Origin of the sequence: Lutibacter holmesii (assembly GCF_042679665.1) — a bacterium.
Taxonomy (GTDB): domain Bacteria; phylum Bacteroidota; class Bacteroidia; order Flavobacteriales; family Flavobacteriaceae; genus Lutibacter; species Lutibacter holmesii.
Map to the genome: position 1 here is coordinate 13,050 of NZ_JBHTMV010000003.1, position 26,047 is coordinate 39,096.

The 26,047-nt window shown below is 32.1% G+C and carries 22 protein-coding genes; 16 read left to right on the forward strand and 6 right to left on the reverse strand.

All coding sequences use genetic code 11. From position 1 onward, the window contains the following. Positions 1-95 precede the first annotated feature (95 nt). Positions 96-1,310, forward strand: a complete 1,215-nt coding sequence (locus tag ACFQ5N_RS02835; RefSeq protein ID WP_386807574.1) for an aminotransferase class V-fold PLP-dependent enzyme — start codon at positions 96-98, stop codon at positions 1,308-1,310. 64 nt (positions 1,311-1,374) lie between these two features. Here the strand turns inward: ACFQ5N_RS02835 and ACFQ5N_RS02840 are convergent, their stop codons facing one another. Both ACFQ5N_RS02840 and purN read right to left on the reverse strand, forming a co-directional pair. Continuing rightward, a complete protein-coding gene (locus ACFQ5N_RS02840) occupies positions 1,375-2,007 on the reverse strand; it encodes a ribonuclease H1 domain-containing protein (RefSeq protein ID WP_386807576.1) in 633 nt (210 codons plus the stop codon). Further along, positions 2,000-2,569, reverse strand: a complete 570-nt coding sequence (gene purN, locus ACFQ5N_RS02845; RefSeq protein WP_386807578.1) for a phosphoribosylglycinamide formyltransferase — start codon at positions 2,567-2,569, stop codon at positions 2,000-2,002. Before purN ends, ACFQ5N_RS02840 begins: the two co-directional genes overlap by 8 nt. A 174-nt stretch (positions 2,570-2,743) precedes the next feature. Here purN and ACFQ5N_RS02850 point away from each other — a divergent pair, with 174 nt between their 5' ends. The 5 genes from ACFQ5N_RS02850 to pyk all read left to right on the forward strand — a co-directional run bounded on the left by ACFQ5N_RS02850 (position 2,744) and on the right by pyk (position 6,981). Continuing rightward, positions 2,744-2,980: an acyl carrier protein gene (locus tag ACFQ5N_RS02850; RefSeq protein ID WP_068209181.1), complete on the forward strand. Its 237-nt coding sequence runs from the start codon at positions 2,744-2,746 to the stop codon at positions 2,978-2,980. 7 nt (positions 2,981-2,987) lie between these two features. After that, positions 2,988-4,238, forward strand: a complete 1,251-nt coding sequence (gene fabF / locus ACFQ5N_RS02855; protein ID WP_386807581.1) for a beta-ketoacyl-ACP synthase II — start codon at positions 2,988-2,990, stop codon at positions 4,236-4,238. A gap of 12 nt (positions 4,239-4,250) precedes the next feature. Further along, positions 4,251-4,991, forward strand: coding sequence for a ribonuclease III (rnc, locus tag ACFQ5N_RS02860; protein WP_386807582.1), 741 nt, complete (start codon positions 4,251-4,253; stop codon positions 4,989-4,991). An 86-nt stretch (positions 4,992-5,077) separates the two neighbouring features. Beyond that, the gene (locus ACFQ5N_RS02865) at positions 5,078-5,539 is read left to right on the forward strand and encodes an IPExxxVDY family protein (protein WP_386807584.1); all 462 of its coding nucleotides are present in this window, start codon (positions 5,078-5,080) and stop codon (positions 5,537-5,539) included. Positions 5,540-5,541: 2 nt separating this feature from the next. Next, the gene (gene pyk / locus ACFQ5N_RS02870; protein ID WP_386807586.1) at positions 5,542-6,981 is read left to right on the forward strand and encodes a pyruvate kinase; all 1,440 of its coding nucleotides are present in this window, start codon (positions 5,542-5,544) and stop codon (positions 6,979-6,981) included. Here pyk and ACFQ5N_RS02875 read toward each other — a convergent pair. Next, positions 6,978-8,084, reverse strand: coding sequence for a DUF2891 domain-containing protein (locus tag ACFQ5N_RS02875; RefSeq protein WP_386807588.1), 1,107 nt, complete (start codon positions 8,082-8,084; stop codon positions 6,978-6,980). The genes pyk and ACFQ5N_RS02875 overlap by 4 nt on opposite strands. A 153-nt stretch (positions 8,085-8,237) precedes the next feature. On the opposite strand from ACFQ5N_RS02875, the gene ACFQ5N_RS02880 reads away from it, so the two are divergent. Further along, positions 8,238-9,653: an alkaline phosphatase gene (locus tag ACFQ5N_RS02880; RefSeq protein ID WP_386807590.1), complete on the forward strand. Its 1,416-nt coding sequence runs from the start codon at positions 8,238-8,240 to the stop codon at positions 9,651-9,653. Positions 9,654-9,672: 19 nt separating this feature from the next. Here the strand turns inward: ACFQ5N_RS02880 and ACFQ5N_RS02885 are convergent, their stop codons facing one another. Both ACFQ5N_RS02885 and ACFQ5N_RS02890 read right to left on the reverse strand, forming a co-directional pair. Beyond that, positions 9,673-10,020, reverse strand: a complete 348-nt coding sequence (locus ACFQ5N_RS02885; protein WP_386807592.1) for a hypothetical protein — start codon at positions 10,018-10,020, stop codon at positions 9,673-9,675. 11 nt (positions 10,021-10,031) lie between these two features. Beyond that, the gene (locus ACFQ5N_RS02890; protein WP_386807594.1) at positions 10,032-10,592 is read right to left on the reverse strand and encodes an HNH endonuclease; all 561 of its coding nucleotides are present in this window, start codon (positions 10,590-10,592) and stop codon (positions 10,032-10,034) included. Positions 10,593-10,775: 183 nt separating this feature from the next. Between ACFQ5N_RS02890 and ACFQ5N_RS02895 the strand changes: the two genes are divergently transcribed. The 4 genes from ACFQ5N_RS02895 to ACFQ5N_RS02910 all read left to right on the forward strand — a co-directional run bounded on the left by ACFQ5N_RS02895 (position 10,776) and on the right by ACFQ5N_RS02910 (position 17,163). Continuing rightward, positions 10,776-11,111 (forward strand): single-stranded DNA-binding protein, encoded by a 336-nt coding sequence (locus ACFQ5N_RS02895; protein WP_386807596.1) that lies wholly within the window; start codon positions 10,776-10,778, stop codon positions 11,109-11,111. A 156-nt stretch (positions 11,112-11,267) separates the two neighbouring features. Then, positions 11,268-14,603 carry an Ig-like domain-containing protein gene (locus ACFQ5N_RS02900; RefSeq protein WP_386807598.1) on the forward strand — a complete coding sequence of 1,112 codons (3,336 nt, stop codon included), beginning with the start codon at positions 11,268-11,270 and terminating at the stop codon, positions 14,601-14,603. Between the two features lies 1 nt (position 14,604). Further along, positions 14,605-15,504: a phospholipase A gene (locus tag ACFQ5N_RS02905; RefSeq protein ID WP_386807600.1), complete on the forward strand. Its 900-nt coding sequence runs from the start codon at positions 14,605-14,607 to the stop codon at positions 15,502-15,504. A gap of 90 nt (positions 15,505-15,594) precedes the next feature. After that, complete coding sequence (locus tag ACFQ5N_RS02910) at positions 15,595-17,163, forward strand: NAD(P)/FAD-dependent oxidoreductase (protein WP_386807602.1); 1,569 nt, start codon at positions 15,595-15,597, stop codon at positions 17,161-17,163. 78 nt (positions 17,164-17,241) lie between these two features. On the opposite strand, the gene ACFQ5N_RS02915 is transcribed toward ACFQ5N_RS02910, so the two are convergent. Beyond that, on the reverse strand, positions 17,242-18,048 hold the full coding sequence (locus ACFQ5N_RS02915; protein ID WP_386807604.1) for a Cof-type HAD-IIB family hydrolase: 807 nt from the start codon (positions 18,046-18,048) through the stop codon (positions 17,242-17,244). Positions 18,049-18,202: 154 nt separating this feature from the next. Between ACFQ5N_RS02915 and ACFQ5N_RS02920 the strand changes: the two genes are divergently transcribed. The 5 genes from ACFQ5N_RS02920 to ACFQ5N_RS02940 all read left to right on the forward strand — a co-directional run bounded on the left by ACFQ5N_RS02920 (position 18,203) and on the right by ACFQ5N_RS02940 (position 26,046). After that, positions 18,203-19,477, forward strand: a complete 1,275-nt coding sequence (locus ACFQ5N_RS02920) for a DEAD/DEAH box helicase (protein ID WP_386807606.1) — start codon at positions 18,203-18,205, stop codon at positions 19,475-19,477. Between the two features lie 280 nt (positions 19,478-19,757). Then, complete coding sequence (locus tag ACFQ5N_RS02925; RefSeq protein WP_386807608.1) at positions 19,758-22,139, forward strand: arylsulfatase; 2,382 nt, start codon at positions 19,758-19,760, stop codon at positions 22,137-22,139. Then, a complete protein-coding gene (locus ACFQ5N_RS02930) occupies positions 22,140-23,099 on the forward strand; it encodes a transporter (RefSeq protein WP_386807610.1) in 960 nt (319 codons plus the stop codon). Between the two features lie 4 nt (positions 23,100-23,103). Then, entirely contained in the window at positions 23,104-23,853 is a 750-nt protein-coding gene (locus ACFQ5N_RS02935) for a hypothetical protein (protein ID WP_386807612.1), read from the forward strand. Positions 23,854-23,892: 39 nt separating this feature from the next. Next, complete coding sequence (locus ACFQ5N_RS02940) at positions 23,893-26,046, forward strand: DUF748 domain-containing protein (RefSeq protein ID WP_386807614.1); 2,154 nt, start codon at positions 23,893-23,895, stop codon at positions 26,044-26,046. Position 26,047: the final 1 nt, after the last annotated feature.

Genomic DNA, 26,047 nt, shown 5'->3' on the forward strand with positions numbered 1-26,047 from the left:
CTAAAAGAACAATTACCTGTAATTAGCTACAAAAAACAGCTTAAAACAATCTCAATTTTGTAATTTTGTATTTAGAATCATTCTAAAAAGAGCACATGATAGATATTGATAAAATTCGAGCTGACTTTCCTATTTTAAAAGAAAAAGTAAACGGAAAGCCTTTGGTTTATTTAGACAATGCCGCTACAAGTCAAAAACCACAAGTAGTAATTGACAGTATTGTAAATTATTATTCTACTATAAATGCAAATATTCATAGAGGTGTTCACACCTTAAGTCAAGTTGCAACAGATGCTTATGAAGAAGCTCGTGTTAAACTACAACACCATTTCAATGCTCAAAACAGTTATGAAATTATACTAACCGCGGGTACAACACACAGTATTAACATTGTAGCAACCGGTTTTACTTCATTATTAAAAAAAGGAGATGAAATTATAGTTTCAACTTTAGAACACCACTCAAATATTGTGCCTTGGCAAATGCTTTGTGAACGTACTGGTGCTATTTTAAAAGTAATTCCAATCAATCACGAAGGAGAATTATTAATGGATTCGTATGATGAACTGCTTACAAATAAAACAAAATTGGTTTTTGTAAACCATGTTTCAAATGCTTTGGGAACCATAAACCCAATTAAAGAAATTATTGACAAAGCGCACGCTGTTGGTGCTGCCGTTTTAATTGATGGCGCACAGAGTTGCCCACATATTAAACCTGATGTTCAAGCGCTTGATGTTGATTTTTATGTAGCTTCAGCTCATAAATTATGTGGCCCTACCGGAGTTGGAATTTTATACGGAAAAGAAGAGTGGTTAAATAAATTACCTCCGTACCAAGGTGGTGGTGAAATGATAAAACAGGTAACCTTTGAAAAAACCACATATGCTGGTTTACCTCATAAATTTGAAGCAGGAACACCAAATATTGCAGGCGGAATTGCCTTTGGTGTAGCCATAGATTATATGAACGAAATTGGTTTTGAAAACATTGCAGCCTATGAAAATGAATTGTTAACTTATGCTACTAAAAAATTATTGCAAATTGAAGGTTTAAAAATTTATGGAACAGCCAAACAAAAAACAGCAGTAATTTCTTTTAACATAGGTGATATTCATCCATTTGATATTGGCTCTATTATTGACAAATTAGGAATTGCTGTAAGAACTGGTCACCATTGTGCACAACCTATTATGGCTTTTTACAATATTCCGGGAACTGTTAGAGCTTCTTTTGCTTTTTACAATACATTTGATGAAATAGACGCTTTATACGATGCGCTGGTTAGAGCACAAATGATGCTCTCGTAACAAAATATAAAAAAGCAAACCTAACGGTTTGCTTTTTACATATAGACTGTAAATAACTATACCTTTATTTTCTACCAAAATCTGCTGGAATTTCACCCCAAGCTTTGGTTTCCCATTTTAAAATTTGGGTTGTATAGGTATTTTCTTTCAACCACTTTTCAGCACGTTTCACCAAATCAAACAACGCTTTATTTTCTGAAGTAATTTGCAAATTTGTTCTGCATTGTCCTTTTTTTACCCAACTCATTGCTATGCGCGAATCTGAATAAATTGGTATATCACTCTTTTTTTGTTTTAAAAAACCTAAACCATGTACCAATGCTAAAAATTCACCAATATTATTGGTTCCTTTTTCAAATGGACCTTGTATAAAATATTGTTTTTTTGTTTTGGTATCTACACCACGGTATTCCATTTTACCAGGATTACCAGCACAAGCCGCATCAACAGACAAAGATTCTAAAATTGGCTTGCCGTATTTCTTTAATTCATCAGCAGAAAGCACCACTTTTTTGGTGTTTTTACCAACATAATCTTCATACCTTCCTTTAAAAGCTTTTTCAGCCTCATCTTTTGAAGCAAACGACTTATATTGGGCTCCACTAAAGTCTGTAATGTGTTTTTTACAAACATTCCAAGAAGTAAAAACCCCTTTTTTATGTCCGTTCCAAACTACATAAAACTTTCTTTTAGCCATTTTGTAAAATTACTTTTTCAATCACTTCAGGAAAATGAGCATACTCCAATGTGTGTACTTTATTTGCTACATCATTTGCAGTATCGGTAGCAGTCACTTCAAAACTATTTTGAAAAATTATAGCACCTTCATCATAATTTTCATTTACATAATGAATGGTAATCCCTGATTCTTTTTCAGCATTAGCAACAACAGCTTCGTGTACGTGCATACCGTACATCCCTTTTCCGCCATACTTAGGCAACAATGCAGGGTGAATATTTATAATTTTATTTGGAAAAGCATCTAAAATATTTTGAGGAATTTTCCATAAAAAACCTGCTAAAATAACATAATCTGCATTTTTTTTAAGAAGTTCAACAATTTTATCAGAAGCATAAAAATCAGCCCTATTAAAACTTAAGTTACTAACATTTAACCTATTTGCTCTTTCTAAAACAAAAGCATCTTTCTTATTTGAAAGTACCTGTTCTACAGACACCAAATCACTGTTTTTAAAATACTTAATAATGTTTTCAGCATTAGAGCCAGAACCTGAAGCTAGAATTGCAATTCTTTTCATTGAATAAAATTAAATTGATCAACAAATAAACTAAATAATTACTAACTTTTAACGTATAAACCGCTAAAAAATTGAAAATTACAAATTCATTAACATCTTTTATGGTAGAAATGATTTTGATTTAAATAAAGTTTCATATTTTTGCCGCGTAATTAAATTTAAAATTAAAAAATTATGTCAGACATTGCATCAAGAGTAAAGGCCATTATCGTGGATAAATTAGGCGTTGACGAAAACGAAGTGACAACAGAAGCAAGCTTCACAAACGATTTAGGAGCTGATTCACTTGACACTGTTGAGTTAATTATGGAATTCGAAAAAGAATTCGATATTCAAATTCCAGACGATCAAGCAGAAAATATTGGGACTGTAGGTCAAGCAATTAGCTATATAGAAGAAGCGAAAAAGTAATTTTTATATGGAATTAAAGCGAGTAGTAGTAACTGGACTTGGTGCATTAACACCTATTGGAAATACTGTTGATGAATATTGGAACGGACTTGTTAACGGCGTTAGCGGGGCAGCTCCAATAACGCATTTTGATGCGTCCAAGTTCAAAACTCGTTTTGCCTGTGAAGTCAAAAATTTTGACGTTAAACAATTTATAGATCGAAAAGAAGCTAGAAAAATGGATAGATTCACGCAGTACGCAATGGTAGCTGCAGATGAAGCCGTTTTAGATTCTCATTTAGATTTAGAAACTATTGATAAAGATAGAGTTGGTGTTATTTGGGGTGCCGGAATTGGTGGTTTAGAAACTTTTCAAAATGAAGTAATTAACTATGCTAATGGCGATGGAACTCCAAGATTCAACCCGTTCTTTATTCCAAAAATGATTGCTGATATTGCTCCTGGTCAAATTTCTATTAAATACGGATTTAGAGGACCAAATTTTGCAACAGTATCAGCTTGTGCATCTTCTTCAAATGCAATTATTGATGCGTTAAACTACATTAGGTTAGGCTATGCTGATGTGATGGTTTCAGGAGGTTCTGAAGCTACCGTAGCACCTGCAGGTATTGGTGGTTTTAATGCATTACAAGCACTTTCTACAAGAAATGACGATCCTAAAACAGCATCAAGACCTTTTGATAAAGATCGTGATGGATTTGTTTCAGGAGAAGGCGCTGGAGCACTTATTTTAGAAGAATATGAACACGCCATTGCAAGAGGCGCAAAAATTTATGCTGAAGTTGGTGGAGGTGGATTATCTGCTGACGCACATCACATTACAGCTCCACATCCTGAAGGATTAGGTGCTAAAAATGTAATGTTAAACTGCTTAAAAGATGCTGGTTTAAAACCAGAAGATGTAGATGCGATTAATATGCACGGAACATCAACTCCTCTTGGAGATATTGCTGAATCCAAAGCAATTTTAGATGTATTTGGTGAACACGCATATACAATTAATATAAATTCAACTAAGTCAATGACTGGTCATTTATTAGGTGCTGCCGGAGCTGTAGAAGCAATTGCTTCTATTTTAGCCATTAAAAACGGTATTGTACCTCCTACAATTAATCATTTTACAGATGATGACAGAATTGACAGTAAATTAAATTTTACGTTTAACAAAGCACAAAAACGTAATGTAAAAGTTGCTATGAGCAACACATTTGGCTTTGGAGGACACAATGCTTGTGTACTCTTTAAAAAACTTGATTAACAATATCCATGAATGGGTTTCATTCGTAAAATTATTAAAACTCGCTCTATTCGTGACGAGTACTTCTTTATTGAAATAAAACGAATCATAGGGTTCACACCCAAAGATTTACATTTTTATAAAACAGCATTTATTCACAGATCAATTAAAAAAATTGATAAAGAAAGTGGACTGCCACAAAACTATGAACGCCTAGAGTTTTTAGGTGATGCTATGCTAAGCTCAATTATTGCCGCATATTTATTTGAAGAAGTTCCTTCAGGTGACGAAGGTTATTTAACGCAAATGCGTTCAAAAATTGTTAGTCGAGAACATTTAAATGAATTAGGAAGAGATTTAGATTTACTAAAATTTGTAAAAAGCACCGTTGCAAAATCTAAATTTGGTGAAAACATCCATGGAAATGTTTTTGAAGCTTTAATTGGAGCAATTTATTTGGACAGAGGTTATAAATATTGTGAAAAATTCGTCCAAAAAAGAGTTATTATTCCGTACGTTGATGTTCCTAAATTAGAAGGGAAAATTACAAGCTACAAAAGTTTGTTTATTGAGTGGTGTCAAAAGCAAAAAAAGGACTTTAAATACCAAGTTTACGAAGATACAGGTAAAAATACCATCAAACATTTTAGCGTAAAATTATTTTTAGACGGAAAAATAATAGCTAAAGGAAGAGCAACTTCAAAGAAGAAAGCTGAGGAAACAGCCTCAAAAAGAGCTTATTACGCGTTTCAGCAAGAAATTTCAAATACTTAAGCTTACAAACTAATACGTTTTCGTTAAATTATTAGCATCTGAAATTAAACAATGGTATTTTTGCATAATTGTTTATCATTTTATATATGCAAGTATTAACATTTGAAATGGAAGAAGATGATTATTCATTAGTTGGAATACATTCCACTGAAGAAGATTATAGACTCGCATTTTTAATGAACAAATATTTACAGTTAAAGTTAAAAAGATATAAGGATAATTTGGATTTTAAAAACTCAAAAGCTGAGTTTCCATTATTTGAATTTAAAGATGAGCATAATTTTATAAATTATTATTTAATAAACAACAAACACACACAGTTTGTTCATAATCAAGAAAATGCAGGGTTATTTGGAGGAAATTACAGTACCATTTCATATTTAATTCCAGAAAAGAAGAAAATAGATTTTTTTTTAAAAGTTGAAGGATGTTACCGTAAAATTTTCATAAATAATTTAACAGAAAAACTAAATACAATCAACCAAATAATAACCGCATATTCTATAGAAACTTCAACCCTAAAATCAAAAGATCACTTAATTTTTTAAATATGGCATTAAACAGAAAACGCACAAAAATTGTAGCCACACTTGGCCCTGCAACGAGCACTAAAGAGATAATTGAAGAAATGATGGATTGCGGAGTAAATGTGTTCCGTATCAATTTTTCACACGCTGACTATCAAGATGTTCAAAAACGTGTGAATATTATTAGAGAAATCAACGAAAGAAAAGGATACCACGTAGCAGTTTTAGCTGATTTACAAGGACCTAAATTACGCGTTGGTGTAATGAAAGAGATTGTTCAATTAAATCTTGGAGATACTTTTACATTTACTACTGAAGAGTGTGAAGGAACAAAAGAACAAGCTTATATGACTTACCAAAACTTCCCAAAAGATGTAGAAGTTGGTGAACATATTTTAGTAGATGACGGAAAATTAATGTTTGAAGTAACTGCTACAGATAGAGATAAAAAAGTAACTACAAAAGTATTAAGAGGTGGTCCATTAAACTCTAAAAAAGGTGTTAATTTACCAAATACAAATATTTCTGTTCCTGCTTTAACTGAAAAAGATATTAATGACGCTTTATTTGCCATTAAAGAAGTAGCAGTTGATTGGATAGCTTTATCATTTGTTAGAACTCCTGAAGATTTAATGCAATTACAAAAATTAATTGCTGATAACTCTGACCATAGAATTCCAATTATTGCAAAAATTGAAAAACCAGAAGCAGTTGCAAATATTGATAGAATTACTCCTTATTGTGATGCCTTAATGGTGGCGCGTGGAGATTTAGGTGTAGAAGTACCAATGGAAAAAGTTCCATTAATTCAAAAGAAATTAGTTGCAAAAGCTAAAAAGGCGCACATACCAGTAATTATTGCTACTCAAATGATGGAAACTATGATTGAAAATCAAGTTCCAACTAGAGCTGAAGTAAATGATGTTGCAAACTCTATTATGGATGGTGCTGATGCGGTAATGCTTTCTGGAGAAACTGCAATGGGTGCTTACCCTGTTGGAGTAATTCAACAAATGAGAAGAATTATTGAAAGTGTAGAAAACTCACCATTAATTTCACCTCCTGAGCACTATGCACAATGCATTAATGAGCGTTTTATCTCAAAGAAAATTTGTCATCAAGCAGCATTAATGGCTGAATCTATAAATGCAGAAGTAATTACTACGTTAACAGCTTCAGGATTTACAGCATTCCATATTTCGTCTTGGAGACCAGAAGCAAATATTTTAGTTTTCTCTTCAAACAAAAGAATTTTAGCAATGCTAAACTTACTTTGGGGTGTTAAAGGTGTGTACTATGATAAATTTGTAAGTACAGATCAAACTATTGAAGATATTAATGAACTAGCTGCAGAACGTGGTTACTTAAAAGAAGGTGATTACGCAATAAACATTACCTCTATGCCTGTAAAAGCAAGAGGTATGGCAAATACTTTACGTATTACTGAATACGGTAAAAACTAATTACTTTTTAATATAGCATATAGCGCAAAAGACGCTAACCAATGGGTTCCGGCATATTCGCCGGAATCCATTTTTTTGTAGCTATAGTCAAAATGTTTATTGGCTAAATTTGTCATTTTATTGTTGTTAAGAGCAATACCCATTTCATACAAACACCAAGCTCTACTAAAATTTAAACCATCTAAATGCGCTAATTTTCCGTCAGATCTATCGGTTACTTCAGCAACTTTTAAATATGCCTCAGGATTGTTTCTAAAACTAGGTAAAAAGTTATCTAACCAAGTAATAAATTCTTCTTTAGGTAAAACTTTTAGCATTAATGATGCTTCTTGTAAACAAGGTGATAAAAAATCAAAACCGCCTGGTTCCCAAGAAATAGGACAACCAGCATCAGCCATATAATATTCTTTTGCTTTAGCTATAATTATTTGCTCTAACTCTGGAGAATATTTTTTTGCATAATCTAAGGCAAAGGACATTCCAAAAGCAGTGTTTGGATGCTCTCCTACCCTAATTGGATATTTTAATTTTGGTAAAAAATCTATATATTTTTGTTCAATTAATTGCACCAAAGGATCTAAATTTTCAGCTAATTTTTGAGCCTCTTTTGTATCCCAATCTTTTAGCGTTTCTGCAACTTTTAACAACCACGCCCAACCATATGTACGCTCAAATGTTTTATTATGCACATCATCAAAATACAATATCTCTTTTAAAATATTTTCTTTTGAAATATTACGCTGAAGCTTTGTTAAAATGGCATCTCGCTTTTCAAAATCAGGAAATTCTTTCAAAATATTTAATAAAGTCCAATGTCCATGAACTGATGAATGCCAATCATAACAACCATAAAAAGCAGGATGTAATTCTGAAGGTTCTTTTAAATAAGAAGCATCACCCAATACCTGACCTAATTTATTAGGATATTCTTGATCAATACAGTCATATGCAAAATGATATAAATATGCAGCACTTTTTGTATTTAAAACAGGTTTATGATACTGTATTTCTTCAGCAACTTTAGTTTCTTCAACTTTTTTAGATGGATTATTACAAGCTACAACACTCATAAAAAACAAAATTAAAACACCAATTTTCTTCATAAGTAAATAAATTATAGACTAATTTAATTTAAAAAATTAAAATTCAAAGTAGCAAGGTCAAACAAATTGTTTTGAAACAGCCAATAGGTTATAAAAGCTACACTATTTTAACCGCATTACATTATATTTGTTACTTATTTTCAAAAACTTCGTATGGATAGAAGAAAATTTTTTAAAAACGGCTCTCTTTTTGCCTTAGGAACATCCTTATTAAATCCGTTTGATTTAAGTGCAACTCAATTAAACTTAGACACACTTAAAAAAAATAAAAAAGCAAAAAATATTATTGTAGTTGTAAGTGATGGTATGAGTACAGGAACGCTTAATATGGCCGACTTATATTTATCACGAAAAACTGGAACAGGAAGTAATTGGCTACAATTATATAAAGAATCTAAAATAAGCCGCGCATTAATGGATATGGCATCTGCAAATTCTATTGTTACAGATTCTTCCGCAGCAAGTTCATCTTGGGGTGGAGGTTTTAGAGTTAACAATGGAGCCGTAAATGTTAGCCCAACTGGTGAAAACCACGTACCAATTTGGCAAAAGTTTAAAAAAGCGGGTAAAATGGCAGGTTGCGTTACAACTGTACCAATAACGCACGCTACTCCAGCCGGTTTTTGTGTAAATAGCAAAACAAGAAAAGATCAAGAAGGAATTGCTGACAAATATTTAGAGCTTGGTTTTGATATTATGATGGGTGGTGGAAACCTTTATTTTTCTTCAGAATACAGAAAAGATAATCGCGATATGTATCAGGAATTTGAAACTGCAGGATATCAAGTTGTAAAAACCAGAGAGGAAATGATTGCTGCAAACAATACGAAGCCTATTTTAGGCGTTTTTGCAGACAGTGGCTTACCTTATACCATAGATAGAAATAACAGCAAAGAACTTACCCAAAACACTCCTACTCTAGGTGAAATGACTCAAAAGGCCATTGACCGTATGAAAGATCATCCTGAAGGTTTTGTTTTACAAGTTGAAGCTGGTAAAGTAGATTGGGCTGCACACGGGAACGATATTGCAGGTTTAATATACGATCAAACTGCACACGACGAAGCGGTAAAAGTTGCTATTGATTTTGCTGAAAAAGACAACGATACACTAGTTATTATTACTACCGATCACGGAAACTCTAACCCTGGAGTTATTTCAGGAAGCAAAGCAAATGATAATTTTGATTCAATCCAACAATACAAACATTCAAACGAATGGATTTTAAATGGTTTTGGAAAAGAAACTTCTATTTCTCAAATTAAAGAACGTATTGAGTACGCTAATAATTTTGGCGTAACAGATGAAGAGGCAAAATTAATTTTAAGCTATTATACAGATCTAAAATCTGAAGACGGATTATACAATGCACGTCACCTTCCTTTTAAAGTATTAGGCGAAATCCAAAAACAACACAACTCAGTAGGATGGATTAGCATGCACCACTCTGCAGATTATGTAGAGTTAGCTATGTTTGGTCCGGGTAGTGACTTGCTAAAACCTTTTATTAAAAATACCGACTTGCATTACTTAATACTTGAAGCTGCAGAAGTAGAAAATAAATTTTAACTAAAAACAAAGAAAACGACTACTCTTTTTTTATTAATAAATAGTAGTCGTTTTCTAACATTAAATATCCTTGATTGTAAATATAATAATACGTATTTCCAGTTTTTGTAGTATATGTAGATGTAAAATAATTAAAGTCAAAATTCCCGTTTAGCAACTTGGTTCTAGTAACTTTTGTTTTTCCTGAACCATTCAACTCACATAACAAACGATAATTTTTACGCAATCTATTATTTATATTTCTAACCAAATTTTTACTTTCCTTGTCTATTTTATTATTGTACGAATTTCTACAATAATCTGAGCAGAATTTTTTATCAATTCTACCGTTTAGTGGCTCACCACATTCTAAGCAATTTTTTTTCACTATTTCTAAATTTAATCTTTTTCTATTTGAACGTGACCCCAATTTTCACCAGATTTTATACGGTACAATTGCATTTCAGAAATTCCAAATTGTTTGGCAATCATACGCATTCTAGTTTTTCTATTAGGATCAAATATTTTCTTTTTAATTAATTTAACCCTTCCTTCTGTTAATTTTGAATACGTTCTTTTACCAATTCTAGCAATTTTTTTAGGGTTCTTTTTATGGTGTAAAAACATTTCTGATTTATGCACCCATTTTAAATTTGAAGCCTTATTATTTAGTTTGTCAAAATCTAAATGAATTACAAATTTCTCATCATTTAAACGCTCACAAAACAATAAAGCAACAGCTCTATGTGTATAAAATGATGACGAAGCTTTTTTCCCTTTTTTCCGAATCCAAAAAGAATCATAGCCACCGATTAACGATGATTTTGAAAGTTCCCATGTATCTGAATTACTTTTTTTACGTTGTACTCTGCCAAAATTTGAAATTAAATACTCATCATCTTCACACCATAAATCATTCGCATATGGCAACCAAATTTCATCTCTAAAATCTCGTATCATTATATATTAATTTTTAGTTTGTAGTTGCTCAAATATACAATAATATTATCCGTTTACAAACGACTACAAACATTTACATCCGAAAGTAAATACATTTCAACCGAATAAAATTTTAAAAGCACCCAATATTTGCAGTGTTGAATTGAACAAATGACATTCAGCAATAATTTAAAAACTTATCTTATGAATACGTTAAGAAACAAAGTACAGTTAATTGGAAACTTAGGAAATGCACCTGAAATTTTGAATTTAGAATCTGGTAAAAAGCTTGCAAAATTTTCAATGGCAACAAATGAAACTTATAAAAATGCGCAAGGTGAAAAACAAACGGAAACCCAATGGCACAATTGTGTAGCTTGGAATAAAACTGCTGAGCTAATTGAAAAGTATGTTGAAAAAGGGCAAGAAATTGCAATTGAAGGAAAATTAACTACTAGAAATTATGATGATAAAGATGGAAATAAACGCTATATAACTGAAGTAATTGTAAATGAATTGTTATTGCTAGGTAGTAAATAGTGAGGTTAATTGTTGTGAAAATAAAAAGAGCGTTTTAAACGCTCTTTTTTATTTTATACCTACTTCAAATCAAAAAATAAATCTATCAATTAATTGCAAGAAAACTAAAATGGTTTCCTTATTTTTACTCGAATAATATTTTTTATGTAACATTTAATGCTTTTTCTCAAAAATCACACTTATTACCTGTTTGTTTGCACCCTAATTATCTCTTTCAATTGTTGGGCGCAAACACCACCAACATTAACCGCAACTGGTAATGAAGCCTACTGTCCTTTAAGTTATATTCCAATTGTAACTAGTTTTAATATTACAAATCCTGATAACACTGAAATTAAGCAAGTGTTTATACAAATTTCCGAAGGTTATGCTCAAGGAGAAGATATTTTACAATTAACCGGAACGCATCTAAATATAACAGCAAAAACATTTAACATAACCGAAGGTAAATTAGAATTAGAATGGACAGGAACAGGAACTGCAATTGACAGTGAAATAGAAGCAGCTGTAAAAGATGTTCAATTTAAAAGCAGCTCCCAAAACCCATCAAGTGACAAAGCATTTTCAATAACCGCAGGTGAAGCAGATTATCTTCCATTAACAGGTCATTATTACAAATATATTTCAAAATTAGGCATTACCTGGGAAGAAGCTAAAATAGCAGCTGAAAATAGCGATTATTATGGTTTACAAGGTTATTTAGCCACATTAACTACTCCTGAAGAAACACAACTATGCGGAGAACAAGCTGCCGGTGCCGGATGGATTGGTGGAACTGATAAAGGAACTGAAGATGTTTGGAAATGGGTTACTGGACCTGAAGCTGGTGGTACTTTTTGGTTTGGAAACGGAGGAGGAAATACCAATGGTGCAGATTACCCGTATGCTAACTGGAATGCACCAAACGAGCCTAATGATGCCAACAACAACGAAGATTACGCACATATTGTACACCCCGATTTACCTTCGGCTAGTAAAGGTGAGTGGAATGATTTACCAAATGAAGGCTCTGATTATGGAGACGAAGGCTATTATGAACCTAAAGGATATGTAGTAGAATTTGGTGGTATGCCCGGAGATCCTATTTTAAATATTTCAGCAAGCACAAAAATTTACATTCCAAAAATAACTGAAACAAATATAGTAACGCCTGTTTGCGAGTCTGGAAAAGCAACACTTTCTGCAACCTCAAATACTGGTTTTGTTATTTGGTTTGATGCTTTAACTGGCGGAACAAAAATTGGTAGTGGTGATTCTTATACAACAAATGAAATTTCAACAAGCACCACGTTCTATGCACTTGCATCTTCTGATGGTATTTGTGAAACAGGTGAAAGAACCCCAATTACAGCAACTGTTTATACTATTCCAACTATTACTAACGTGTCAAACACAACAATTTGCGGAGCAGGTTCTGGTGTTTTAACTGCAAGTGCATCTGAGGGAATTATAAACTGGTATGAAAATGCAACAGGAGGAACTTCGTTGTTTGAAGGAACCAGTTTTACTACTCCAATAGTAACAATGAGTACAACTTATTATGTAGATGCTACAAATAATGGCTGTACAACTTTAACCAGAACTCCTGTTACTATAACCGTTGAATATACGGCAGCACCAATTGCAGCAACTCCACAAAACTTTTGCGATATAGAAAACGCAACTTTAAATGATATTGCAATAACAGGGACAACTATTTTGTGGTATGAAAACTCAAACGGAGGAGTAGCTTTAAACCCTTCAGAATTATTAGTAAATAACACAACGTATTACGCAACACAAACTATAAACGGTTGCGAAAGTTCATCTAGGTTAGCTATAGATATTTCAGTTTTTGAAACTGTTCCACCTGTACTTCCAGCCAATATTCCAACACTTGAAGAGTGTGACAACAGCATGGATGGAGATGATACTAACGGATTTTCATTTTTTGATTTAACCGTAAATGAAACTATTTTATTAAACGGAAAAAATGCGTCTGACTTTACTTTTTCGTATTTCACTGACCCTGCTTATACGTTGAGTAGCGAAATTACAAATGCAACAAACTTTGAAAATACAATTATAAACGGGCAAACAATTTATGTTCAAATTACAAATAATTTAGAAAATGCTTGTTCTACAAAAACTTCTTTTGAAATACAGGTAAATGCATTACCTGTAATTCAAGATACTATAACATTAAAAAATTGTGATGAAGATGGTTCTCCAGATGGTTTTACCGATTTTAATTTAACTGAAGCTGACACTTTTATTACAAATGGAGATACTACTTTAACAGTTAGTTATTATCTTAATTTTGCTGATGCAGATACCGGAAACAATCCAATAACTCCTTCTCCATTTAACAATACAACAGCAAATATAGTATACGCTAGAGCCGAAAACACAAACGGTTGCCACAGAGTTGCAACTGTAATATTAGAAGTTTCAACAACAAGTTTCCCAACAGATTATATGATTTTTTTAGAACAGTGTGATGCTGACCAAAACATAGATGGTTATGAAACATTTGATTTAACTGAAGCTTCCGCAGATATTATTAACCAATTTCCTAGTGGACAAAATTTAAGCGTGCATTATTTTAAAAATTTAAACGATGCGCAATTAGCAGAAAATGAAATTCTTCCGCAGAACAGTTACACAAATGAAACTCCGTTCTCACAAGTTTTATATGTTCGTGTTCAAAGTGAAGATAATGGCGATTGTTTTGGAATTGGTCCACATATAACTTTAACGGTGTATCCTCGTCCAGAATTTGAAGTAAATGCAACAGAAATTGTTTGTTTAAACTTACCCCCAATTACAGTAAGTCCCACAAATGCACAAGGTAATTACACCTATGAATGGTTTAATGAAAGTGGCACGTTAATAAGTGATCAAACCACTGCTACTATTAAAGAAGGTGGTGTTTATACGGTTATTGCAACTTCAGGTTCAAACTGTACTTCTTTTCCACAAACAATTACCGTTACAGAGTCTAATATTGCTACAATTACTTTAAATGATATTACAATTAATGATGATTCAGATAACAATACAATTACCATAAATCCAACCAATTTAGGGATTGGCGACTATGAATATTCTCTTGATGAAATGTATGGCCCGTTTCAAGATGAACCTGTTTTTGAAATGGTTGCTCCTGGAATTCACACTATTTATGTTCAAGATAAAAACAATTGTGGTTTAGCAGCTATTGAAGTTTCAGTTATTGGTTTTCCAAAATTCTTTACACCTAACAATGACGGATATAATGACACTTGGCAAATTAAAGGTGTAAATGCCGATTTTTATCCTTCATCTCTAATTTATATTTTTGATAGGTATGGCAAATTAATTACACAAATTAATGCCACTTCTGAAGGGTGGAATGGTTTGTACAATAACGATCAACTACCTTCATCAGACTATTGGTTTTCAGCACAATTAATTGATGAAAACGGGAATATTCGTGAGAAAAAAGGTCATTTTAGTTTAATAAGAAAATAGCATGAACTTAAAACTAACTTTTCTATTTTTCTTTATAACTATTTTGGTTTTAAATGCTCAAAATGAATTTGACATGGAAACCGTTTCGCTTTCTCAACGCTGGGGTTTAGTGCAACCTAGTAATAAAAAACAGCTATTTAAATTTGAACCTTATAAACCTGTTTATATTTTATTTGCCAATTACACAAACGATATTAACGAGCAACCTACAAGTGAAAATCCTGCAAATACAGTTCCGGTTCCTTTAGAGTTAAATCAAGTTGAATTAAAATTTCAGCTAAGTTTTAAAACAAAAGTTTTACAAAATATTTTAGGAGAAAAAACAGGTGGAGACTTATGGATTGCCTACACACAATCTTCACGCTGGCAAGTGTATAATGAAGCATACTCTAGACCGTTTAGAGAAACCAATTACGAACCCGAAGTAATATTTATGCTTCCCACAAAATATAAGTTATTTGGTTTACAAGGCGTTTATTCAGGTATCGGATTAATGCATCAAAGCAACGGAAGATCAAACCCGCTTTCACGAAGTTGGAATCGTATTGTTTTTCGTTTTGGTTTAGAAGCCAAAGGATGGGCAGTTATTTTTAAACCTTGGATTCGAATTTCAGAAGATTTTGAAGATGACAACAATCCAAACATTGAAAACTATGTTGGAAGAGCAGAATTGTTAGTGGCGCATAAATACAAAAAGCATCAAATAAGTTTTAGAGGAAGGCATTCTTTAAATACCGGCAGTAACAACCGCGGAAGTATTCAAATAGATTATGCTGCTGAGCTTTATAATAATTTAAGAATTTACACTCAATTTTCTCACGGCTACGGAGAAAGTTTAATTGATTTCAACCATAAACAAACCACATTTGGTATAGGCTTATCTCTACTAAACTGGATGTAAACGTAACAATGCTATTTGCTATATTTAAAAAAGCAACTACACTTACCGCTACAATAGTTTAATCGCTTTAATTTCATTAATTTTGCCGCTATGGTAAAAGAAATTCAAATTAGAGTACAGCTTAGAGAAGAAAAATTTACAGGTTTTTTAGAACGAAAAGCTGCTCACCATTTGGATATTGATAAAAGTGAAATTACTGCCATAAAAGTACTTAGAAAATCAATTGACGCCCGTAAAGCAAAAATTATTTTCAATTACAAGTTAGCTGTTTATATAAACGAAGCTATTCCTGAAAAGCCAGCTTACAGTTTTAATTACAAAGATGTTTCTAACGCCAAAGAAATTCATATTATAGGTTTTGGACCTGCCGGTATGTATGCAGCTTTACGTTGTATTGAACTAGGTTTTAAACCAATTGTGTTAGAACGTGGTAAAAATGTACAAGATAGAAGACGTGATTTACGTGCTATCAATCAATTTCATTTGGTTGATGAAGATTCAAATTACTGTTTTGGTGAAGGTGGAGCAGGTACCTATTCTGATGGAAAATTATACACACGCAGTTTAAAAAGAGGCGATGTTAGACGTATTTTTGAAAATTTAGTTTATCATGGTGCAACAGATCAAATTTTAGTAGATGCACATCCACATATTGGTACCAATAAATTACCAACTGTTGTAAAAAATATTCGTGAAACCATTTTAAAATATGGTGGAGAAATTCATTTTGAAAGTCGTGTCACAGATTTTGTTATAAAAAACAATAAACTAACTGCAATTCAGCTTAAAAACGACACTGAAATGCCTGTGAATGCCGTAATATTGGCAACAGGACATTCAGCTAGAGATATTTACTATTTATTACATCGTAAAAATATTTCATTAAAAGCTAAATCATTTGCTATGGGGGTTCGTGTAGAGCATCCACAGGAAATTATAGATTCCATTCAATATCATTGCAAAGGCAAACGCGACGAATTATTACCAGCGGCCTCGTATAGTTTGGTGCATCAAGTACAAAACAGAGGTGTATACTCATTTTGTATGTGTCCGGGCGGATTTATAGTCCCAGCTGCAACAGCCAATGGCGAAGTTGTGGTAAACGGAATGTCACCTTCAAAAAGAAATAATTTGTATGCCAATTCTGGAATTGTGGTTGAAATTAATGCCGAAAAAGATTTGCGTAAATATGAACAGTTTGGTGTATTAAAAGGCCTAGAATTTCAAAAAGATTTAGAAAAAACAGCTTGGATTGCTGGTGGAAAAACTCAAACTGCACCTGCACAACGTTTGACTGATTTTGTAGAAGGAAAATACTCTAACACCTTAAACCCAACATCATACCAACCAGGGTTAAAATCGGCAAATTTACATTCAATTTTACCAAAGCAAATTGGTGGAAGACTAAGAAAAGGTTTTGATGCTTTTGGAAAAAAAATGCACGGTTATTACACTAAAGAAGCCAATATTATTGGTGTAGAATCTAGAACCTCATCACCTGTAAATATTCCAAGAAACGAACAATTAGAACACCCTGAAATTGAAGGTTTATTCCCTTGCGGTGAAGGTGGTGGTTATGCTGGCGGAATTGTTTCAGCTGCTATGGATGGTGAACGTTGCGCCGAGTCAGCTTCAGAAATAATAGGAAAAATTAAATAAAACTACATTTTAGATCTACTGAATAACCGTTTTTTATTTCAATCAATAATTTTAAGTACTATTATTTGTAAATACCAACTACTTTATAAATTCTTTAATTGCTTTTGCAACGCCATCATTTTTATTCGTGTCTGTAACGGCATCAGCAATTTGTAAAACTTCTTCATTTGCATTTGCTACTGCAACACCTAAACCAACAGCTTTTAACATTTCAATATCATTGTAATTATCGCCAAAAGCAATTACTTTGTTCATTGAAATATCTGTGTAATGATTATTTAACAACACTTCAATAGCCGTTTTTTTAGAAATATCTTTATGAGAAATTTCAATATAGGTATCTTTTGAACGGTACAACATAATTTCATTAGAGAAAGTTATTTCTAATGATTTGTACAACGCATCAATTTCTTCAGCATCGCCCATACACATAATTTTATGCGCTCCTTTCCCCTCTTGAATCCAAGTATTTAAAACTTCAACAGACGATTTTATTTCAGGCGTTACTTTTGTATTGTTTTCTTCACGTTTTGCCCAATAATCCATAGAAGGAACATACCATTCATCAGCATGATATAAACTTAAATGAATACTTGTATCAGCACTTTTACTAATAATTTCAGCCAACACTTCATTTTTAATAAAAGTAGAATGCAATACACGGTCTTTATCTAACACCAAACCACCGTTATACGCAATTAATGGTGTTGAAACATTCCCAAATTCAATCTGTAAGTGACGTAATGCTTTTGGCATACGCGATGAAATTAACACCATTGGAATAGGTGCTACACGCTGTACTTCTTCAATTGTTGCTTTAGATAACTCTCTATTTTTATTCAACAATGTACCGTCAATATCTGAACAAATTAATTGGTAACTCATACTATGTTTTATTTTTAAGTTGGCAAAAGTAAACAATCTTAGAATAACCAAGTTGATAAAATCTATGTATTTAAACTACTTGTTTTATGCGTTTTAGCTTAAAACACTATTTATCCAAACTATTCACTTACCTTTGCCAACTTATTTAAATTATATGACATTCAAAGAATTAGGGATTATTGAGCCTATTTTAAAATCACTTGACGACGCAGGATACACAAACCCAACACCTATACAAGAACAATCTATTCCTATTTTATTAGACCGAAAAGATTTATTAGGTTGCGCACAAACAGGAACAGGAAAAACAGCTGCTTTTACAATTCCAATTATTCAACATTTATACAACGGAATTCAAGAAATAAAAGGAAAACGTAAAATTAAAGCGTTAATTGTAACGCCTACGCGTGAATTAGCCATTCAAATTAACGATAATATTACTGCTTACGGAAAGTACACCAATATAAAAAACACGGTTATTTTTGGAGGTGTAAAACAACATGCACAAACTGATGCTTTAAGGCGTGGTGTAGATATTTTAGTTGCTACACCAGGTCGTTTATTAGATTTAATTTCTCAAGGATATATTTCACTGAACGATATCAAATTTTTTGTATTAGATGAAGCTGATCAAATGTTAGATATGGGCTTTATACACGATATTAAAAAACTAATTGCCAAGTTACCAGCAAAACGTCAGTCTCTTTTCTTTTCGGCAACTATACCTGCTTCAATTGTCGAATTATCTACTAAAATTTTAGGAAGACATGAAAAAGTAACCATAAAACCTAAACAAGCAACAGCTGAAAAAGTAGAACAAGCAATCTATTTTGTAAGTAAACCAAATAAGTCTAAATTATTAATTCATTTATTAAAAGAAAATCCTGATGCGTCTGTATTGGTGTTTTCAAGAACCAAACATGGTGCAGATAAAGTAGTTCGCTTATTAGCAAAATCTCAAATTAAATCGGCAGCCATTCACGGAAACAAATCTCAAAGTGCACGTCAACGCGCTTTAGGTCATTTTAAAGATGGAGATTTACATGTGTTAATTGCCACAGATATTGCTGCAAGAGGTATTGATATTTCTGATTTATCGCTAGTAATTAATTACGATTTACCAAATATCCCTGAAACATATGTTCATAGAATTGGGCGTACAGGAAGAGCAAAAGCAAGTGGAATAGCACTTTCATTTTGTAACCAAGAAGAAAAAGAATATTTAAAAGATATTCAGAAATTAATTAATCAACAAATTCCTGTTATTAAAGAGCACCCTTTCCCTTTAGATGAAAATGAAGAAATTCCTCTAGCTCCAAAGCTTACAAAAAATCAACGAAAAAAGAAAAACTATAGAGCAAAACAAAAAGCTAAAAAAGGAGACAGCAACAGCAATAAAAAAAAGTTTTACAGTAAAAAAACAAAATAACAAACCCCTTTCAAGTTTTTTATAGTGTAACTGTTAACTTTCCATTCAATAAACAATTGTTACAATAAATGTATGTTTTTAGGTAAGCTTTTATTCTAAACAGAGAGTTTATCTAGAAACCTCTATACCAAAACATTAGTAATCGAACCTAAAACAACACATGCTAGTCATAATTCAACCCCAATTCACTTATTTTCAGGATTAAATACATAAAAATTACTTTTTTTTCACTTACAACTATCATAAAATATTTATTTTTGAGTTTACTAAAACTTAAAAAATGAAAAAGCAACTAATTATTTTAACCTCAGCCATTATTCTATTGGTTGGGTGTAACAAGCAACATGAAAGCGCCAACTCCCAAAACAATTTAAAGCAAGATGGTAGTATTCTTCCTTTTCCAACCATTCCATCAACCAGTCAAACGGGAGAAACTTTAGCAGAAAGTAAACTAGCTCCTTGGCCAAAAAAAACACATTTACAAAAAGATGCACCTAACGTTTTAATAGTTTTAATTGATGATGTTGGTTTTGGTATTTCAGAAACTTTTGGAGGTGAGGTAGCAACACCTGCATTAAATAAACTAGCCGAAGAAGGAATTATTTATACACAATTTCATACAACAGCAATTTGTTCACCAACACGTGCTTCTTTGCTAACCGGAAGAAATCATACACGCGTAGGTAGCGGAACTATAGCAGAACGTGCTGTAAATTTTGACGGTTATACAGGTATTATTCCAAAAACATCTGCAACCATTGCTGAAGTGCTTAAAAATTATGGTTATAATACATCTGCATTTGGAAAATGGCATAACTCACCTGCAAACCAAACCACCGCAATGGGACCAAAAGATTTTTGGCCAAACGGTTATGGATTTGAATATTTTTATGGGTTTATGGCGGGTGAAACTTCGCAATACGAACCTCGCTTATTTGAAAATTACAACCCTGTTGAACCTCCACACGACCCAAAATATCACCTAACAGAAGATATGGCTGACAAAGGCTTAAAATGGTTGGGAGAACACAAAGCATACGCACCAGACAAACCGTTTTTTATGTATTGGTCTCCAGGAGCTGTACACGGACCTCACCACGTTTTTAAAGAATGGTCTGAAAAGTACAAAGGAAAATTTGACGAAGGATGGGATGCGTATCGCGAACGCGTGTATAAACGTCAGTTAGAAATGGGAATAATCCCTGAAGGTACCTTACTAACTCCAAGAGATTCAACAATGGTTGCTTGGAAAGACATTCCTGAAAAAGAAAGAGCATTTCAATTGAGATTAATGGAAATATTTGCTGGATTTGTTGAACACACAGACCACCAAGTAGCCAAATTAATAGATGGAATGGATGAAATGGGTTATAAAGACAATACCATTGTAATTTACATTTTTGGAGACAATGGTTCTAGTGCCGAAGGTCAACAAGGTAGTATTAGTGAATTGTTAGCTCAAAATCAAATTCCAAACACTATAGAACAACAAATTGAAGCTTTAAATAAAATTGGCGGATTAGATGCCTTAGGTACAAATAAAGTTGAAAACATGTATCACGCAAGTTGGGCTTGGGCAGGAAGCACACCTTTTAAAAGTACAAAGTTAGTTGCAGCACATTTTGGAGGAACACGAAACCCAATGGTTATTTCTTGGCCTAAAGGAATTAAACCTGACAACACACCAAGAACACAATTCTTACACGTAAACGATATTGCACCTACATTATATGATATTTTAAATATACCAAATCCTAAAGTAGTGAATGGGTTTGAACAAGATCCTATTGATGGTAAAAGCTTTGCAGCAACTTTTACAGATGCAAATGCTGAAAACTTGAAAAAAACTCAATTTTTTGATAATAACGGAAGTCGTGGTGTTTATCACGAAGGTTGGTTTGCAAGCACTTTTGGGCCATTATACCCTTGGCTATCTGCACAAAAAGGATTGGCTGATTGGGATTCTGAAAAAGATGTTTGGCAATTATATGATTTAAGTAACGATTTTTCTCAAGCTACAGATGTATCAGAACAATACCCTGAAAAACTAGCAGAATTACAACAACTATTTTTAACCGAAGCCAAAGAAAATAAAGTTTTTCCAATTGGTGCAGGTATTTGGTTAAGATTACACCCTGAAGATATTATTACATCTCCTTATACTGAATGGCACTTTGACCAAAACACTACCAGAATGCCAGAATTTGCAGCTCCAGGGCTTGGTAAAAAAAGCAATACAGTTGTAATTGACTTAGAAGTAAATGACAACCAAAATGGTGTATTGTACGCACTTGGAGGTATTGGTGGCGGATTAACTTGTTATATGGAAAATGGCTATTTAAAATATGAATATAATATGATGATTATTCATCAATTTAAAGTGGCAAGTGCTTCAAAAATTAAAAAAGGAAAACACACCTTTGAAATAACTACCGTTATAAAAGACAATAAACCTGGTGCACCAGCAAAAATAACCTTAACTGTAGATGGTAAAGAAGTAGGAAATGTACAAACATTAGGTACTGTTCCTGCCGCATTTTCGGCAAGTGAAACTTTAGACGTAGGTATAGACTTAGGCTCACCTGTTTCTTTTGATTACCTTGAAAAAGCACCATTTAAATTTGACAATAAAATTAATGCTGTACACATTAAACTTTTATAAATGCCGTTAAAAAATAAATACATATTAATACTTCTTTTTTTTAGTATTAGTAGCGGTTTATTTGCGCAAGGAGATGGGCCAAGAGCGCATCTATTTGCGCCAAAAGGCGTATGGGCTTTGAATGTTAAATATTTACATTTAGATCAAAATTTATTACCTGGAGATAACATTTTGGTGAAAAATGCTGATATAAAAATTCAACTATTTCCAACTACTTTTGTACATACATTTGGTATTGGTAAAAAATTTGCACGTGTTTTTTTTATGCTGAATCCAGGTTCATTAAATGCTAATATAGCTACACCTATAAAAGAAATAAATGAAGGATTAACAGCTTCTGGTTTTTCAGATGGATATGTAGCGTTGGAATATGGTTTAATTGGAGCACCAGCTTTAAACGCGCTGGAATTTTCTAAACACCAACCACAATTTAGCTTAAATGCCTTATTTAAATATTGGTACTCTGGAACATACAATAGCGAAAAACTTTTAAATTTAGGAACCAATCGTTCTGCATTTGAGTTTGGAGCAACTATGGCAATTCCATTTCATAAAAACATTTCAGAAAATGCTACTTGGCTTGAAATAATACCAAGTGTTCAATTTTATACCAAAAATAACGACCCTGCACGTTCCAACTCTGCAAATGTGGTTGAACAAGATCCGTTATTAATTATTGAAAATCATTTAACACATAATTTCACTAAAAAACTTTGGGCTGGTATTGACTTACGATACCAATACGGAGGAACAACAAAAGCAGATGGTATTTCAGATGATAACTTAAACAATATTTTAGGTGGTGGTGTAAACTTAGGTTATCAAATTTCAGCACCACTTTCTATATTTGCTGGATACGATAAAATTTTAGCTGGTGACAATAATGCAAAATCTAACATGTTAAGGGTAAGTGTAGTTTTTGCTTATATTAATTTAAAAAAACTAAAACAAACACTTTAAAACTATGAATCCATTTGTAAAAAGACTTGTAGCGCATTCAAAAAAAGAAGATAAATCAGGTAGGTTTATAAAAAATGGTTTGTTAGAAATAATTCTATTTAAAATTGCAATTTTACTGGCTTTAGCAATTTATGGAATGTACACAGATCACGTGGAACAACAAAAAGTAAAAGCCTATTTTGTAAGCATTCAACACGAATTAGAACCTGCTATAAAAAATGGTAAAATAAAAAATAAAGAAATTGATACGCTTATTTTACAAGTTACCAACTGCCTTAAAATTATAACGTCACCCAACAAAGATTCGCTTGCGTATTTACAAGAAAATTTAGGTGCATTTGTAAAAGTACCTAAACAAATTTTCAATTTTCCTGCAACAAAAGAACTATCTTCAAATGGATATATTTCAAAAATAAAGAATAAAGAAACCGTAAAACTTTTACGTAAAATGCAGCAAGAACTGCTAAACATAAACGAGGCGCATGAATACAGCATGAACAGATATTTATTTAGTATTGAACCTTTTACTAACAAACACATGAATTATGTAACTATTTCACCAAAAAACGAAAAAGACTTATTTATTGAAGGCGGCCCAAAAGCCAACTACAATAATTTTCATGAAAATATGGTGCTTTGGAATTTACTTACCCAAAAATTAAAGGAATATAAACTGCAAGTTATTAGACAACGAGAATTTGTTTTAACTTTACAAGATTTAAAAGAAAATATTAAACAACAAGTTAATAAATAAAACATTCAAAAAAAGTCAGGTTCTATAAATTCATTAGCTATGAAATTGAAAAAAATTATTCTTATAACACTACTATCAATTTTTACAATTGTTGTTATAGCTTTATTAGCATTGCCAACTTTAGGGAAAAACTACGTAATAAAACACAGTAAAGAACTAATTGGGCGGCAGGTAGAAATTGAAAAATTAAAAATTAATTATTTTACAGGAACAGCAAAAGTACTTGATTTTAAAATGCTTGAACAAGATGAAGCAACACCATTTATTTCGTTTGATACTTTAATTGTTGATTTAGAGCCTTACCAAATGTTATATGATGAGTTTGTTTTAGAGCAATTTTATGTAAAAGGGTTGTATTTAAATGCCGTACAAAAAGATTCTGTTTTTAACTTTGATGATTTAATTGCATTTCACACCTCAACAGATACTATACCTAAAGAAAATACAACTGCAGAACCTATTAAATACAGCCTTTCTAATATAGAAATTAAAGGTGCTAACTTTTATTTTAACAATCAAAATATAGATCACACAGCAAAAATAAACGATTTATCATTTTTTGTACCATTTATAGGATGGGATCAAAATAATAAAAGTGAAGCAGGTATTAAGTTTAATTTAGCCAATAATGGTTATTTTGAATCTTCAGTAAAAGTAGATCCTAAAAGTGGTGAGTACAAAGCTGATTTAACGGTACATCATTTAGTTTTAGATCCACTTATAAAGTATGCACAACAGTCAGTCAATATTAATTACCTGAAAGGACTAGTTAACAGCAAATTAAGTATCTCAGGAAACATTAACCAAGTAGATAATTCAACCGTTTCAGGAAATGTGCAGGTTGAAGACTTTGCAATGAATGACCAACAGGATAAAAAGTTTTTAGCTGTAAAAAAAATAAATTGTGTTTTAAAAGAAATTAACAATGCCAAAAGTTCGTATATAATAGATACTTTACAAATTAAAGAACCTTATGTGTTTTTTAAGTTAGACTCTGTTAGTAATAATTTTTTCGACATATTTAAAATCACTTCCGAAGAAATACAAGAAAAAGAAGAAGAAAACAAAACTACTACCCAAAATGACTCCTTGTTTTATGCAATCAATCATTTAACTGTTCAGCAAGGAATTACAGATTACACAGACAATTTAACTGGAAGTCCGTTTAACTATCATTTAAGTGATATTACCATCAATTCAGATAGTATTTTAAGTGATGCAGACTGGTTAACTATTTATTCAAATATGTTGCTAAATAAACGAGGGACTTTAAAAGCTGAATTAGGCTTAAACCCTTTGGATTTAAACAACCTTAATATTGATATTTCTATTGAAAAATTTAAACTGCCAGATATTAATATTTACACAGGTTATTATATGGGGCATACCATTTTAGAAGGTGATATGTATTATTATTCAAACTCAAAAGTAATAAACGGACAAATTACCAGCGAAAACAAATTACTTATTAAAAACCCATCACTCAACAGTACGCAAAAAGGTTTATATAATTTACCGCTTAAATTTGCACTGTTTATTTTAACCGATAAAAATGGAGAAGTAAACCTTGATATTCCTGTAAGAGGTGATTTAAACGATCCTTCGTTAGATATAAAAACAATTGTTTGGTCAACGTTTAAAAATTTAATTGTTAAAGTAGCTGCAAGTCCAGGTAAGTTATTAGCTGGTTTATTTGGTGGAGATCCTAAAGATTTTGAAGCTATTCACTTTAATTATTTAGATTCAATCCCTTCAGATCAACATATAAAACAATTAAACATGTTGCTAGATTTGGAAGACAAAAAGCCAGAGCTTAAAATAGATTTAGTGCATTATGTTGATCCTGAGCTACAAAAAGAAGCCATAGCTAAAGCTGAAGTAGGTAAACTTTATTTCAAAAAAAAGAAAAAAGATTATTTGAAAGATGAAAAAGGTTTTGAGCACTTTGTACGTAAAAAAATTGCACAAGACACACTATCAATTAACAAAGCGTGTTTAGCACTTACAACACCAACGGTTATAGACTCAATTGTAGCTTTAACCAATAAAACACTTTTAACAAACGTAGAAAAATATTTAAAAACAACTAAAGACTCAACACAAATTAACATTGAAACGGCCAGTAAGGAGGCACCTGAAAATTTAGGTACTAAACCTATGCTGAAAGTCAATTTTTCAATGAAAGAAGAATAAA